The organism is Sinomonas sp. ASV322, from assembly GCF_030908245.1.
GTDB lineage: Bacteria > Actinomycetota > Actinomycetes > Actinomycetales > Micrococcaceae > Sinomonas.
Genome location: NZ_JAVFJJ010000002.1, coordinates 408,988 through 421,400, shown reverse-complemented (window position 1 = coordinate 421,400; position 12,413 = coordinate 408,988). Strand labels below are relative to the sequence as shown.

Below are 12,413 nucleotides of genomic sequence, written 5' to 3'. Positions count from 1 at the left end.
AGTTCTTGCGCAGGCTCCGCCCCGGCTTCGAGGTGCCCTACGTGGACCCGATGCACTCGGTCGAGGAGTGCCGCATCTTGAGCCTCTTCTCGAACACGGGCGAGGCGAATCCGCGCGGCTTCGTGTGGGCCGGCGATGACGCCGCGGCGACCCGCCTCCTCGGCCTTCAGTTCCAGCTCGGCCTGCGCCCCGAGTGGATGCTTCCGTGGAACGTGTACCCGTGGTTCACCCCGGGTGAGGCGAACGGCAAGCTCGCGCCCGAGCAGGTCCAGGCCGGCCTCAAGCCTCTTCTCGCGCTGCTCAAGCTCCTGCCCCGCGCGTCGGCCATCGTGGCCCACGGCCCCGAGGCGAACCGCCTCGCGCAGATGCTCCTCAAGACGGACAACCCGCTCATCTGGCGCCGCGGGCTCAAGGTCTACAAGGCGCGCTCGCTCCACGGCCGCGCGTTCGCGGGCTCGAAGGAGCGGCAGACCGAGTGGCTCATCGAGATGGGGAAGTCGTACGCGGACGCGATGGCGCGCGCTGGTCTGCAGCTGCGGCGGGGGTAGGCGGACACGGCGACGCCCCGCCTCGCGCCGATGCGGATGCGGAGACGGGGCGTGCCGCCAGTGGGCGCTGCGTCAGCGGTTGGTGCGGGGCTTCCGCAGATGAGCGACGGGATCCGCGCCGAGCACGGTCTCGCGTTTGGCCTTCTTTTCGGCCCGTTGCTCTTTGATCGACTTGGACGGCTTCTTGTGCTGGTCCTGGTGTGGCTGCTTGTCAGGCATGTCGGCTCCTAACCGGTGTTCCCCCCATGCCCCGACGATACGCCGCTAGACTTCTGGGCACCATGGCTTCTTCGCACGCCCCCGCTTCCTCCAACTCGGCAGTCCGGATCGACGCGTGGCTGTGGGCTGTGCGCGCCTACAAGACCCGTTCGGCGGCGACCACGGCGTGCCGTGCGGGGCACGTACGCCTCAACGGGAACCCGGTCAAGGCGTCCCAGACCGTTGTTCCCGGCGACACGGTCCGCGTCCGTCAGCCGGGCTTCGAGCGGATCCTCGAGGTGCATGTCCTGATCGCCAAGCGCGTCGGCGCCGAGGCCGCGTCGCGCTGCTACACAGACCACACCCCCGAGCGCCCGCCAATGCCTTTCCTCGGCCTCCCGCAGCGGGATCGCGGCGCGGGGCGCCCCACCAAGAAGGACCGCCGGGACATGGAGAAGCTGCGCGGCCACCGCGACGAGTAGCCGGCGCTAGACCTCGAGATGCGGAGGGATCTTCGTGATGTTCTCGATGTCGGCCGCGGTCGCGTCGATGAGCTGGTGTGACAGGTCCGCCAGGGCGCGGGCCACGGCCAGTTCGTCGCCGATGGCGGGGACGTCGAGGTCGGTTGGATTCAGCCTCGCCAGGCCGACCCCAACCATCTCCGAGTTCCCGTCCCCGAACAGCTGCGCCTTGGCGCGCGTCCGGCCTTCGTGTTCGTCGATGGCGATGCTCACCGACCAGCCCTTTTCTGCCTTCACGGTCGCCTCCTCGAATGAGAGCCCATGGCTTCGATTCTGGGCGTCGAATGCTCTGGGAGCCAGAAGCGGAGTCGCCTAACCTTGGCGGGAATCGTCGTGGAACCGCTGGATGCGTTCGACGGCGGCGCCCACCGCCGCTGGCCCCGCGGCGAAGCTCAGGCGCACCGAGCGGTGACCGGCCCGCGCGTCGAAATCCGTGCCCGGCACAAGGGCGACGCCCTCGGCCTCAAGCAGCGCGCGGCAGTATTCGCGCGAATCGCGGAACCGCTCGAGCTGGTCGCCGAGTTCGGCGTAGAGGTAGAACGCGCCGTCGGCGGGCGCGGCCGGCCCCCAGCCGAGCGCGTCGAGGCTTCCGAGCAGCGTGCGCCTCGTCTCGGCGTACTGCGCCACCCACGCGTCCGCCTCGGAGTACGAGGCCGCGGAGAATGCTTCGACCGCCGCGAGCTGCGACGGCGCGGGCGGGCAGAGCGCGACGTTTCCGGCGAGGGCGTCGACGGCGGGCGTGAGCTCGCCGGGGAGGAGCATCCATCCAAGCCGCCACCCGGTCATGCCCCAGTATTTGGAGAAGCTGGAGATGACAATTGCTTCAGGGTCGAGCTCCCACGCGCAGACCCCGCGCGGGCTGTGGTCGTCGAGCGGCGCTCCCGGATAGGTGATGCCGTGGTAGATCTCGTCGCTCACGAGCCGCACGCCGTTCGCGGAACACCAGCCGGCGATGTCCGAGAGTTCGGCGCGGCTCACCATCGTGCCCGTCGGGTTCGCGGGCGAGGCGAGGACGAGCCCCGCGAGCGGGCCGTGCTCGCGGGCCGCCGCGTCGAGGAGCTCGGGCGTGGGCTGGTACCGGGTCTCCGGCCCGCAGTCGATCTCGACGACGCGGCACCCGAGCGCCGCGAGGATGTTCCGGTACGCGGGGTAGCCGGGGCGCGCGAGCGCGACGCGGTCGCCGACCTCGAACGCCGCGAGGAAGCCGAGCAGGAACGCGCCCGAGGAGCCGGTCGTCACTGCGACCCGGGCCGGGTCGACGTCGAGCCCGTACCAGCGGCGGTAGTGGCCCGCGATCGCGGACCTCAGCTCGGCCGTGCCGAGGGCGGGCGTGTAAGTAAGCGCGCGGCCCGAGGCGTGGAGCTCGGCGGCGCTCGCCGAGACGGCCGACGGCGCTCCGCCCGAGGGCTCGCCCGCGCAGAGCGACACGATGTCGCGCCCCGCGGCCCGGAGCTCGTCGACGCGCGCGAGGATGTCCATGACGGCGAAGGGCGGGACCTGGGAGCGCGACGAGGCTGAGAGACTCATGGCCCTCAGCCTGCCACACGCGGCTTCCGCACACGCAGCCTCCCCAATTGTCGGGATGTACAGGGTGAGGGGCGCGTTGACTCGGCTCAATCCAACAATTCCGGGGGTTGGGCGCCTCGGGTACCGTGGGAGCATGCCCGAGACGACTGCACGGCACGTCGCGCTCGTGACCGGCGCCTCGAGCGGCATCGGCGCGGCCACCGTCCGCGCCCTCATGGCGGCGGGCTTCACGGTGTGCGCGACGGCCCGGCGCGTTGAGCGCATGCAGGGCCTGGCGGACGACGGCGCGCGCGTCCTCGCGATGGACGTCACCGAGGACGCGTCCATGGTCGACGGCGTCCGGCGCATCACCGAGGAGGCCGGCCGCATCGACGTGCTCGTCAACAACGCAGGCTACGGCGCGTACGGCTCCCTCGAAGACGTCCCGATCGACGACGCGCGGCGGCAGTTCGAGGTCAACGTCTTCGGCCTCGCGCGCCTCACCCAGCTCGTGCTCCCGGGCATGCGCACGCGCGGGGCAGGGACGATCGTCAACGTCTCCTCGATGGGCGGGAAGTTCTACGAGCCCCTCGGCTCGTGGTACCACGCGACCAAGTTCGCGGTCGAGGGGCTCTCGGACTCGCTGCGGATCGAGCTGCGGCCGTTCGGTGTGCGGGTCGTGCTCATCGAGCCGGGCCCGATCCTCTCGGAATGGAGCGGGATCGCGCGGGACTCGCTCGTCGACGCCTCGAAAGGCACGGCCTACGAGGCGAACGCGCGAAAGGTGGCGAACGTGCTCGAGGCCTCTTACGTCCCGGGTCGCGCGTCGGAGCCCGAGGTGGTGGCGCGCGCCGTCGTCCGCGCGGTCCGCTCGAAGCATCCGGCCCCGCGATACCCCGTGGGCGGGAACGCGGGCCTCATCCTCGCCGCGCGCAAGGTGCTGCCCGACCGGGTCTTCGACGCGATCGTCGGCTCGGTCTACGGGCACTGAGGAGTCCGCGGTTCCGGGGAGGAAGGAACGCCATGGAAGAGCTCGACGGACAGTACAGCGAGGAGGACGGCCGCGCGTCGGTCACGTTCGTTCGCTCCTATCCCGTGCCCGCGGCCGACGTCTGGGCGGCGGTCAGCACGTCGGAGGGCTTCGCAGGATGGTTCCCCTCCGCCGTCGTGATCGATCACCGGGCCGGGACCGTGACGCTCACGGGCGACCCCAATCTGCCGGCGGCCGTCGAGCGCATCACGGAATGGGAGCCGCCCCTGCGCTGGGCGTTCGAGTGGGGCGAGGACTCGCTTGAGTTCCGGGTCGAAGGCTCCGAGGCCGACGCCGAGCTCACCCTGCGGAACTGGCTCGGCGACCGCAATGCCGCCGCCCGCAATGCGGCCGGGTGGCACGTGTGCCTCGCGGAACTCGCGGTCAAGCTCGGCGGCGGCGAGCCGGGCGGACCTCACAGCGCGGGCGCGCTCGCGTGGCAGCCGCTCTACGACGCCTACGTGCGCGAGGGGCTCCCGTTCGGCGCGCCGATCCCGGGGCAGGGTTAGGCGTCCCTTTAGGTGGGGTTCGGCCCGTGGCGGTCACCCCATGCCCGTTGAGGCTGGCGCGGCTTAGCGGATCGGTGCCCTCAGCTCCAGAGCCGCTGGGTGGCGAGACGCGCGCCCTCGGAAAGCGACTCGAGCTTGGCCCAGGCGATCTGCGGGTGGATGCGGCCGCCGAGGCCGCAGTCGGTCGACGCGATGACGCGCTCGCGCCCGAGGATCTGGGCGAAGCGCTCGATCCGGTCGGCGACGAGCTCGGGGTGCTCCACGACGTTGGTCGCGTGGGAGACGACGCCCGGGACCACGGCCTTCTCCTCGGGCAGCGTGAGCTCGCGCCAGACCTTCCATTCGTGTTCGTGGCGGACGTTGGCGGCCTCGAACGAATACGAGCCCGCGTTGATCGAGAGCATCGTCTGGGCGAGGTCCTTGAAGGGGAGGTCCGTGGTGTGCGGGCCGTGCCACGAGCCCCAGCACAGGTGGAACCGGATCTGCTCCTGGGGGAGGCCGCGGATCGCGTAGTTGAGCGCGTCGACGCGGAGCTGGGTGAACGCGAGGTAGTCCTCGACGCTCGGCTCGGGGTTGATCATGTCCCAGTTCTCGGCGATCGAGGGGTCATCGATCTGGACGGTGAGGCCGGCGTCGATGATCGCCGTGTACTCCTCGCGCATCGCGTCGGCGCACGCGTAGACGAGCTCCTCGTCGCTCGCGTAGTGCTCGTTCGCGAGGCGGGACGCGGAGCCGGGGGAGAGCGCCGGGAGGAAGCCGGTCTCGAAGCCGTTCTCGGCGAGCGCCTTCTTGAGGTGGTCGATGTCGCGCTGCACGGCCGCGTGCCCGATGTACGTGATCGGGCCGGTCACGGTGGGCTGCGAGCCGGGCTTGCGGCCCGTGAGGATTCCGGACGTCGGGTCGTTGTACGCCTCGTTGAAGCGCTGCCGGTCGCGGCGGTCGGTGAAGCTTGTGAGCCGGACCTTGCCGGGCTCGGAGCGGACCTGCTCGGCGTTCTGCCACCGGTCCACGCCGCCCGGCGTGAGCCCGCCCAGACGCGAGAACGAGTAGTTCCACCACGCCCCATAGTCCACGGAATTCGACATCGTGTGGCCGTACTCGCCGTCGTTCGGCATGGTGATGCCAGCCTCGCGCTGCTTCGCGACGATGCCCTGCACGGACGCCGCGAGGAGCGACTCGAACGCCTCCGCGTCGCCCGGGTTCTCCGCCTGGGCCGCGTTCGCGGCGAGGAGTTCGGGGGTGCGGGGGAGGGAGCCAGCGTGTGTCGTCTGGATGAAGTCCGTATTTTGCATGGGGCGACTTTCTCTTGTGCGCGGGTCTGATGAATGCCCAAGCGAACCCTGGCGTACAGAATTCGGGGCCCTGTCTTGCCTCAGCTTAACTCGATGCTGATGACCGGTTTCCGTTCGCGACTACCGGTAGCCGCCGGGGTCACAACGCGGGAGACGCAGCAGCACATCTTGGCCGACGCCTCCTGCTGGCGTTGGCTGTAGAAGACGTCGCGGTGGTCGATGTCCCCGGTCAGCTCCAGAACCTCCACCTCGCACAGGCCGCATTCGCCCTTGCGGCAGTCGAACATCGGGTCCGCCCCCGCCGCTTCGAGAGCCTCGAGCATGGAGCGGTCCTTGGGGACCACGGTTTCGAGGCCGAGGCGGGGAATCCGGACGACGAACTCCTCCGGGTCGAACCAGCCGCTGTTGCCGAACGTCTCGTAGCGGAGGTTCGGCAGATCGAGCCCGAAGTCCTGCCAAGCGCGCCGCACGGCGTCCATGAGCCGGATCGGCCCGCACATGTACAGTTCGGTGTCTCGGCCGAGGCCACCCACCAAGGACGGGACGTCGAGCGGCGTACCCTCGGCGTCGACGTGGACCTCGATCCGGTCGCCGTGCTCGTCGATGAGCTCGTCGAGGTACGCCATCGCCTCGCGGCTGCGCCCCGCGTAGACGAACCGGTAGTCGGCCCCGAGTCGGGCCAGGACGCGGGCCATCCCGAGGACGGCGGTAACCCCGATCCCTCCCGCGAGGATGATGTAGCGGGCGGCGCCGACGCGCAGCGGGAAGTTCTGCAGCGGCTGGGTGAGCTCGACCTCTGCGCCCTCGCCCAGCCCGTGCATGAAGACCGACCCTCCTCGCGATGTCGGCGTCCGGAAGACGGACAGCGCAAGGCGCGTGCCGTCGTCGTCCGATTCGACGACGGAATAGGAGCGCACGTCCTGCTCCCCATTGACGACGACGGCGATGTCGACGTGGGTGCCGGGCGCGGCCCGGACCGGCGACTCCGGCTCGATGACGACGCGCCGGATGTCCCGGGCGACGTCGCGGAGCTCGACGACGCGCCCGCGCTGCCAGACCGTGCTCGAATTGGCGGCCATGGCTCAGGCGCCGACTCGAGCAGGCTGGGGCTCCTGGGTCGCGGCGAGGCGGCCCTCGGCCTCGAGCATGCGCTCGATGAGCCGGCGGACCCACATGCCTCCCGCGTCGATGTTGAGGCTGTAGAACTCGTAGTCCGGGTTCGCGTCGATGGCCTCCTGCTGTGCCTTGAGCATGGCCTCGTCCTCGCCGAACACGCCGTGCACGCCGTTTCGCAGCTGGGTCGTGATGAGCTGGCTGTCGAGGCAGTAGTTGCGCATGAACGCCCAGAAGTAGTGGCACGTCTTGTCCGTCTCGGGCGAGATGGTGTTCATGACGTAGCCGTTGACGCCTTGGCTGCGGTCGCCGTCGGCCGCTCCGGTCCCGGCCTTGGCGACGCCGACGTCGATCCTGATGGTCGACGGCGCCTCGAAGTGGATGATCTGCCAGCGGTCCACCCGACCCTCGAAGCCGGGGAACTTGTCGCGCATGTTCTTGAGCCAGAAGGGCGGGGCCTCGATGTCGAACATCCAGCGGGCAACCGTCACGGTGCGATCGTCGTGGGTGACCTTGAAGTCGGAGGCGCTCAGCTCCTCCTGCCCGATCGAGGAGGCGTGGACGAACTCCTCGTGCGTGAGGTCCATGAGGTTGTCGAGCACGAGCTGGTAGTTGCAGGGGGCATAGATGGTCTCGCCGTCGCCCGCCCATTCGGGGGAGCTCATCTGGTGCATGTCCGGGATGAGCGCGGGGTCGGCCTTCTCGGGGTCGCCGAGCCAGACCCATGCGAACCGGTAGCGGTCGACGATCGGGAACGAGGGCACCGTGGCCGAGGGATTGATGGTCTCCTGCGCCGGCATCGACGTGCAGCGGCCCGCGGAGTTGTAGGTGATGCCGTGGTACGGGCATTGGATCTCGTCTCGACCCAGGGTCTTGCCCATCGAGAGGGGGGCGAGGCGGTGCCAGCACGCGTCGGCGAGGGCGACGGGCCGCCCATCCTCGGTGCGGAAGAGCGCGAGGGGCCGGTTGGCGATCGTGCGGGCGAGGGGTTTGCGGGTGAGCTCGTAGTCCCAGCCCGCCACATACCAGGCGTTGAGCGGGTGGGCGAGGGTCTTGTTGGTCGTGGAGGTCGGGTGCGACATGGCGATCCTTCCTGCCCGCCGCCATTGGCGGGCAAACAACTACCTATCTCCATAGATAGAGGGTGAGGCAAGACACACTTTATCTATGTAGATAGATAGTTGCAAGAGACGGATAGGGTGGCCGGGTGAGCCTCAGGAACGCCCTCCTGGCGATGCTGACGTCGCAGCCCATGACCGGCTATGACGTCTACAAGAACTTCCAGACCTCGGTCGGCTACGTCTGGCACGCGCCGGACTCGCAGATCTACCCCGAGCTTCGCCGCATGGAACAGGACGGACTGATCCGTGGCGAGACCGTGCCGTGGGGCAAGCGCGGCACCAAGAAGCGCTATTCGATCACGGAAGCAGGCGTCGAGTCCTTCCGGGCGTGGCTCAATGCGCCGCCCGAGTACCAGCGCGAACGCGATCCCGTTCGGCTGCGCGCCGCGTACCTCGAATGGGCCAGCCCCACGGCGTCCGCCGACTTCTTCCGCGCCCACATCGCGTACCACTCGGCTCGGGTCGAAGACTGGGAGGACATGATCCGCACTCTTCGCGATCACTCCAATCCGACCCTCGCCAAGCGGCTCGAGGGCAAATCCGAGGAGGAGGCCGAGCGGATCACGGCCTACAAGGTCTTCGCCTACGAGGGCATGATTGCGCGGGCCCAGACAGAGATCGAGTGGGCCGAGAAGGGGCTTGAACTCGTCGAGAGGCTCGAAAGGCGGGGCTAGGCTCGCGGGGGACGACGGCGGAAGGCGACTTTCCGCCGTCGTCCGTCCTTCGGCGTCTCCCTCGCAGAGACGCCCGACGTGAGGGCGGGCCTATACGCCTAGCCCCAGAGGGCCTTTCGCAGGAGGGTTCGCAGTGAGGTGAGCTCGTCTGGTGCGAGCGCTGAGAACTGCTCAGCCTCACATTCCCGCATCGCGGTCTCAGCCGTCGCGTGGAGGCGCTCGCCCTCAGGCGTCGCGAGCACGATCTTCTGCCTCCGGTCGGTCCGCCCCTGCTCTCGGGACACGAGCCCGCGCCCCTCGAGATCGTCCACGAGGGCCACGATCTGGCTCGGGTCCAGCGCGAGGAAGTCCGCGAGCTCGCGCTGGGTCGGCTCGAGGCCGCTGCACGCGAGGCGCAGCACCGAATACGACCGCTCGCGCAGCCCGAACTCGGCCAGGGCCTTGTTGTTGAATTCCGACCCCGCTGCCCGCAGCTTCGCGAGCAGGAGTCCGATGTCGTTGGCCACGGCTCCCTCGGCGAGCCGCGGGATCACCACCTCGTCGTGACCGCTCACAGGCCCACCTCCAACAGGTTCAAAAAATAACTCATTGACATTTTCAACGATCGGTCTTTTCATGGACTGTGACAAGGGTCTCACGTCCGGAACGCCGGGCGCCAACGGGACGAGCAGCACGAGTGCAAGGGAGCACGGCATGAGCCTGGCAGGCAAGGTAGCGATCGTCACCGGAAGCGGACAGGGCCTCGGCCTCGCCTACGCCCGGGAGCTCGCGCGGCGGGGTGCCGCCGTCGTCGTCAACGACGTCAACGAGGTGACCGCGGCCGCCGCGGTGGCCCAGATTGAGGCCGACGGCGGGAAGGCCACCGCCGTCGTCGTCCCCGTGGGTACGAGCGAGGCCGCGAAGGCGCTCGTCGACGGCGCGGTCGCCGCGTTCGGCCACCTCGACATCCTGGTCACGAACGCGGGCATCCTCCGCGACAAGAGCCTCCTGAAGATGACGGACGAGGACTTCGACCTCGTCATCAACGTCCACCTGCGCGGCACGTTCACGTGCGTCCGCGAGGCGTTCGCGTACTTCAAGTCCAACAACGTTGCCGGCCGCATCATCACGATCGGCTCCCCTACGGGCCAGCGCGGCAACTTCGGCCAGACCAACTACGCGGCGGCCAAGGCCGGGATCGTGGGCATGGTCCGCACGTGGGCGCTCGAGATGAAGAAGGCCGGCGTGACGGTCAACGCCGTCATCCCCGTCGCCGCGACTGCCATGACCAAGACCATCCCGTACTTCGCCAAGGCCGTCGAGGCGGACGAACGCGGCGAGGCCATGCCGGCCTTCTTCCGCCACGACCTCGGCTTCGGAACGGCCGACGACGTCGCGGGCCTCATCGCGTACCTCGCCTCCGACGCGGCGGCCGGGATCACCGGTCAGGCTATCGGCGCGGGCGGCGACCGCCTCCAGGTCTGGACTCACCCCGAGCCGGCGACGACGGACTACCGCGAGGGCGGCTGGACCTACGAGGCGCTTCAGGAGCAGGGCGGGCAGGTCATCGGCGGGCACCTGCAGAGCGTGGGCGAGGAGTTCCTCCCGCTGCCGGCGGACCTTCAGCCGCAGGCTCAGAGCGCAGCACCCGCCGAGGCGCGCTGATGCGCTACGAGCTCGGCATCGACGTCGAGAGGATCGACGCGATCGACATGCACGTCCACCTCGAGGTGGACGGCCACGGGCACGCGTCGCTCCCGGCGGCGCTCACGGAGGCTTCCGCGAAGTACTTCAAGGCCGAGGACCGCTCCCCGAGCCTCGACAAGATCGCGGACACGTACCGCGAGCTGAACATGGCCGCCGTCGTCTTCACCGTCGACGCGCGGACCCAGCTCCACCACGAGCCCAACAGCATCGAGGAGCTCATCGAGGGCGCGGCCCGCCACAACGACGTCCTCATCCCGTTCGGCTCCGTGGACCCGCGGACGGGGGAGGACGCGATCGCCCGCGCGAAGCACCAGGCCCTCGAGCTCGGCGCGCGCGGCTTCAAGTTCCACCCGTCCGTGCAGGGCTTCGATCCGTCCAGCGAGGAGTTCTACCCGCTCTGGGAGGCGCTCCAGGAGCTGGGCCTCCCGGCGATCTTCCACACCGGCCAGAACGGCATGGGCGCGGGCCTGCCCGGCGGCTATGGGATCAAGCTGCGGTACTCGAACCCGCTCCTGCTCGACGACGTCGCCGCCGACTTCCCGGGCCTGACCGTCATCATGGCGCACCCGTCGGTGCCGTGGCAGGACGAGGCGAACTCGATCGCGACGCACAAGGCGAACGTCTTCATCGACCTCTCGGGCTGGTCGCCGAAGTACTTCCCGGAGTCGCTCGTGAGGGCCTCGAACTCGGTCCTGCAGGACAAGGTCCTCTTCGGCACCGACTTCCCGCTCATCACCCCGCAGAAGTGGCTCGGCGCGTTCGCCGACCTGCCGCTCAAGGACGAGGTGCGCCCCAAGATCCTCAAGGGGAACGCGGTTCGCCTCCTCGGGCTGGGGGCGTGAGATGAGCACGACGACGGCGGAGCCCGCCGTGGGTGCCGCGGCACCGGGTTCCGGGCCGGCTTCCGGGAGCGGGGGCGAGGGCAGGCGGCTCTACGAGGTCGCCGACTGGTACGACGCCGAGGCCCTCCTGACCGACGACGAGCGCCGGGTCCTCGGGCGCCTCCGGAAGTTCCTCGATGACGAGGCCAGACCGCTGCTCGGCGAGTACTGGGATCGTGGCGAATTCCCCGAACAGCTGCGGCAGCCGCTCATCGACCTCGACCTCATGGAGCCGGCAGAGCTCACCGCCGGAGGCGGAGGCGAAGCCGGAAAGAACAGGCCGGCTCGCGGGATCTACCAGGGCTTCCGGATCTTCGAGCTGGCCCGCACGGACGCGTCGCTCGCGACGTTCTACACGGCGCAGGCGGGCCTGTTCCGCACTGCGATCCGCGTGGGCGCCTCGCCGGAGCAGCAGCGCGAGTGGATGCCGCGCGTCGTCGACTTCTCGCTCAAGGGGGTCTTCAGCCTCACCGAGCCCGAACACGGGTCCGACATCGCGGGCGGCCTCGCGACGACGGCGCGGCGCGACGGCCACGGGTGGGTCATCGACGGCGCGAAGCGCTGGATCGGCGGCGCGGCCACGGCCGACGTCCTGGCGGTCTTCGCGCGCGACGTCGCCGACGGCCAGGTCAAGGCGTTCCTCGTGCCGCGGACGGCGCCCGGTGTAACGGTGGAGAAGATCCACCGCAAGACCGCGCTGCGCATGATGCAGAACGCACACATTACGCTCAGCGGCGTGCGCGTCACCGAGGCGGATCGGCTCCACAACGTGAATTCGTTCAAGGACGTCGCCGCGATGCTGAGGGCTATGCGCTCGGACGTCGCGTGGATCGCCACCGGGATCCAGGCCGGCGCGTTCGAGGCGGCCCTCAAGTACGTGCGGGAGCGCGAGCAGTTCGGGCGCAAGCTCGGCTCGTTCCAGCTCGTCCAGGAGAAGCTCGCGCGCATGCTCGGCAACGTGACGGCGAGCCTCTCGCTCGTCGTCCGGCTCACCGAGCAGCAGGAACACGGCATTTGCCGCGACCAGGACTCGGCCCTCGCCAAGATGCAGACGTGCCTCGCGATGCGCGAGACCGTCGCCCTCGCCCGCGAGGTCGTGGGCGGCAACGGCATCACGCTCGACACCGACGTGGCCCGCTTCCACGCGGACGCCGAGGCCGTCTACTCCTACGAGGGCACGCACGAGATCAACGCCCTTATCGTCGGCCGCGCCCTCACGGGCACCAGCGCTTTTGCCCGATAGAACAGCGCCTAACGACACAACTGCGACGCATAGGCCCCAGAAAATCGCTCAAAAATGCCGTGAATTGTGTCGATAGAGACCGCGTCCCCAT

Annotated in this window: 15 protein-coding genes; 8 read left to right on the top strand and 7 right to left on the bottom strand. The window is 69.4% G+C overall.

Translation table 11 applies throughout. From position 1 onward, the window contains the following. Positions 1-50: 50 nt before the first annotated feature. Entirely contained in the window at positions 51-548 is a 498-nt protein-coding gene (locus RBS12_RS04590) for a uracil-DNA glycosylase (RefSeq protein WP_307964925.1), read from the top strand. A gap of 72 nt (positions 549-620) precedes the next feature. Here RBS12_RS04590 and RBS12_RS04585 read toward each other — a convergent pair whose 3' ends face one another. Further along, positions 621-767: a hypothetical protein gene (locus tag RBS12_RS04585; protein WP_307964883.1), complete on the bottom strand. Its 147-nt coding sequence runs from the start codon at positions 765-767 to the stop codon at positions 621-623. Positions 768-829: 62 nt separating this feature from the next. Here RBS12_RS04585 and RBS12_RS04580 point away from each other — a divergent pair, with 62 nt between their 5' ends. Beyond that, complete coding sequence (locus tag RBS12_RS04580; RefSeq protein WP_307964882.1) at positions 830-1,228, top strand: RNA-binding S4 domain-containing protein; 399 nt, start codon at positions 830-832, stop codon at positions 1,226-1,228. A 6-nt stretch (positions 1,229-1,234) separates the two neighbouring features. Here RBS12_RS04580 and RBS12_RS04575 read toward each other — a convergent pair whose 3' ends face one another. Further along, positions 1,235-1,504, bottom strand: coding sequence for a DUF1876 domain-containing protein (locus RBS12_RS04575; RefSeq protein ID WP_307964881.1), 270 nt, complete (start codon positions 1,502-1,504; stop codon positions 1,235-1,237). 75 nt (positions 1,505-1,579) lie between these two features. Beyond that, positions 1,580-2,794, bottom strand: coding sequence for an aminotransferase class I/II-fold pyridoxal phosphate-dependent enzyme (locus RBS12_RS04570; RefSeq protein ID WP_307964880.1), 1,215 nt, complete (start codon positions 2,792-2,794; stop codon positions 1,580-1,582). 133 nt (positions 2,795-2,927) lie between these two features. Here RBS12_RS04570 and RBS12_RS04565 point away from each other — a divergent pair, with 133 nt between their 5' ends. Together RBS12_RS04565 and RBS12_RS04560 are read left to right on the top strand one after the other, a co-directional pair. Then, positions 2,928-3,764 carry an oxidoreductase gene (locus tag RBS12_RS04565; RefSeq protein ID WP_307964879.1) on the top strand — a complete coding sequence of 279 codons (837 nt, stop codon included), beginning with the start codon at positions 2,928-2,930 and terminating at the stop codon, positions 3,762-3,764. Positions 3,765-3,796: 32 nt separating this feature from the next. After that, positions 3,797-4,312, top strand: a complete 516-nt coding sequence (locus tag RBS12_RS04560; RefSeq protein ID WP_307964878.1) for an SRPBCC domain-containing protein — start codon at positions 3,797-3,799, stop codon at positions 4,310-4,312. Between the two features lie 80 nt (positions 4,313-4,392). Here the strand turns inward: RBS12_RS04560 and RBS12_RS04555 are convergent, their stop codons facing one another. The 3 genes from RBS12_RS04555 to RBS12_RS04545 form a co-directional block, all read right to left on the bottom strand. Further along, a complete protein-coding gene (locus RBS12_RS04555; RefSeq protein WP_307964877.1) occupies positions 4,393-5,604 on the bottom strand; it encodes a cobalamin-independent methionine synthase II family protein in 1,212 nt (403 codons plus the stop codon). Positions 5,605-5,684: 80 nt separating this feature from the next. Then, complete coding sequence (locus RBS12_RS04550) at positions 5,685-6,683, bottom strand: PDR/VanB family oxidoreductase (protein ID WP_307964876.1); 999 nt, start codon at positions 6,681-6,683, stop codon at positions 5,685-5,687. Positions 6,684-6,686: 3 nt separating this feature from the next. Next, on the bottom strand, positions 6,687-7,799 hold the full coding sequence (locus tag RBS12_RS04545) for an aromatic ring-hydroxylating dioxygenase subunit alpha (protein ID WP_307964875.1): 1,113 nt from the start codon (positions 7,797-7,799) through the stop codon (positions 6,687-6,689). A 125-nt stretch (positions 7,800-7,924) separates the two neighbouring features. On the opposite strand from RBS12_RS04545, the gene RBS12_RS04540 reads away from it, so the two are divergent. Beyond that, complete coding sequence (locus RBS12_RS04540; protein WP_307964874.1) at positions 7,925-8,512, top strand: PadR family transcriptional regulator; 588 nt, start codon at positions 7,925-7,927, stop codon at positions 8,510-8,512. Positions 8,513-8,610: 98 nt separating this feature from the next. Here the strand turns inward: RBS12_RS04540 and RBS12_RS04535 are convergent, their stop codons facing one another. Beyond that, positions 8,611-9,066 carry a MarR family transcriptional regulator gene (locus RBS12_RS04535; protein WP_307964873.1) on the bottom strand — a complete coding sequence of 152 codons (456 nt, stop codon included), beginning with the start codon at positions 9,064-9,066 and terminating at the stop codon, positions 8,611-8,613. Positions 9,067-9,205: 139 nt separating this feature from the next. Between RBS12_RS04535 and RBS12_RS04530 the strand changes: the two genes are divergently transcribed. Genes RBS12_RS04530 through RBS12_RS04520 form a run of 3 tightly spaced genes read left to right on the top strand, consistent with a single transcriptional unit; the run spans position 9,206 to position 12,322 of the window. Beyond that, a complete protein-coding gene (locus tag RBS12_RS04530; protein WP_307964872.1) occupies positions 9,206-10,156 on the top strand; it encodes an SDR family NAD(P)-dependent oxidoreductase in 951 nt (316 codons plus the stop codon). Then, on the top strand, positions 10,156-11,040 hold the full coding sequence (locus RBS12_RS04525) for an amidohydrolase family protein (protein WP_307964871.1): 885 nt from the start codon (positions 10,156-10,158) through the stop codon (positions 11,038-11,040). Before RBS12_RS04530 ends, RBS12_RS04525 begins: the two co-directional genes overlap by 1 nt. 1 nt (position 11,041) lies before the next feature. After that, positions 11,042-12,322, top strand: a complete 1,281-nt coding sequence (locus RBS12_RS04520) for an acyl-CoA dehydrogenase family protein (RefSeq protein WP_307964870.1) — start codon at positions 11,042-11,044, stop codon at positions 12,320-12,322. Positions 12,323-12,413: the final 91 nt, after the last annotated feature.

What these genes read in the sequence shown, in the direction of transcription:
- RBS12_RS04590 (WP_307964925.1), top strand. Translation starts at nt 51, where the DNA reads ATGCACTCGGTCGAGGAGTGCCGCATCTTGAGCCTCTTCTCGAACACG.
- RBS12_RS04585 (WP_307964883.1), bottom strand. Translation starts at nt 767, where the DNA reads ATGCCTGACAAGCAGCCACACCAGGACCAGCACAAGAAGCCGTCCAAG.
- RBS12_RS04580 (WP_307964882.1), top strand. Translation starts at nt 830, where the DNA reads ATGGCTTCTTCGCACGCCCCCGCTTCCTCCAACTCGGCAGTCCGGATC.
- RBS12_RS04570 (WP_307964880.1), bottom strand. Translation starts at nt 2,794, where the DNA reads ATGAGTCTCTCAGCCTCGTCGCGCTCCCAGGTCCCGCCCTTCGCCGTC.
- RBS12_RS04565 (WP_307964879.1), top strand. Translation starts at nt 2,928, where the DNA reads ATGCCCGAGACGACTGCACGGCACGTCGCGCTCGTGACCGGCGCCTCG.
- RBS12_RS04560 (WP_307964878.1), top strand. Translation starts at nt 3,797, where the DNA reads ATGGAAGAGCTCGACGGACAGTACAGCGAGGAGGACGGCCGCGCGTCG.
- RBS12_RS04555 (WP_307964877.1), bottom strand. Translation starts at nt 5,604, where the DNA reads ATGCAAAATACGGACTTCATCCAGACGACACACGCTGGCTCCCTCCCC.
- RBS12_RS04550 (WP_307964876.1), bottom strand. Translation starts at nt 6,683, where the DNA reads ATGGCCGCCAATTCGAGCACGGTCTGGCAGCGCGGGCGCGTCGTCGAG.
- RBS12_RS04545 (WP_307964875.1), bottom strand. Translation starts at nt 7,799, where the DNA reads ATGTCGCACCCGACCTCCACGACCAACAAGACCCTCGCCCACCCGCTC.
- RBS12_RS04530 (WP_307964872.1), top strand. Translation starts at nt 9,206, where the DNA reads ATGAGCCTGGCAGGCAAGGTAGCGATCGTCACCGGAAGCGGACAGGGC.
- RBS12_RS04525 (WP_307964871.1), top strand. Translation starts at nt 10,156, where the DNA reads ATGCGCTACGAGCTCGGCATCGACGTCGAGAGGATCGACGCGATCGAC.
- RBS12_RS04520 (WP_307964870.1), top strand. Translation starts at nt 11,042, where the DNA reads ATGAGCACGACGACGGCGGAGCCCGCCGTGGGTGCCGCGGCACCGGGT.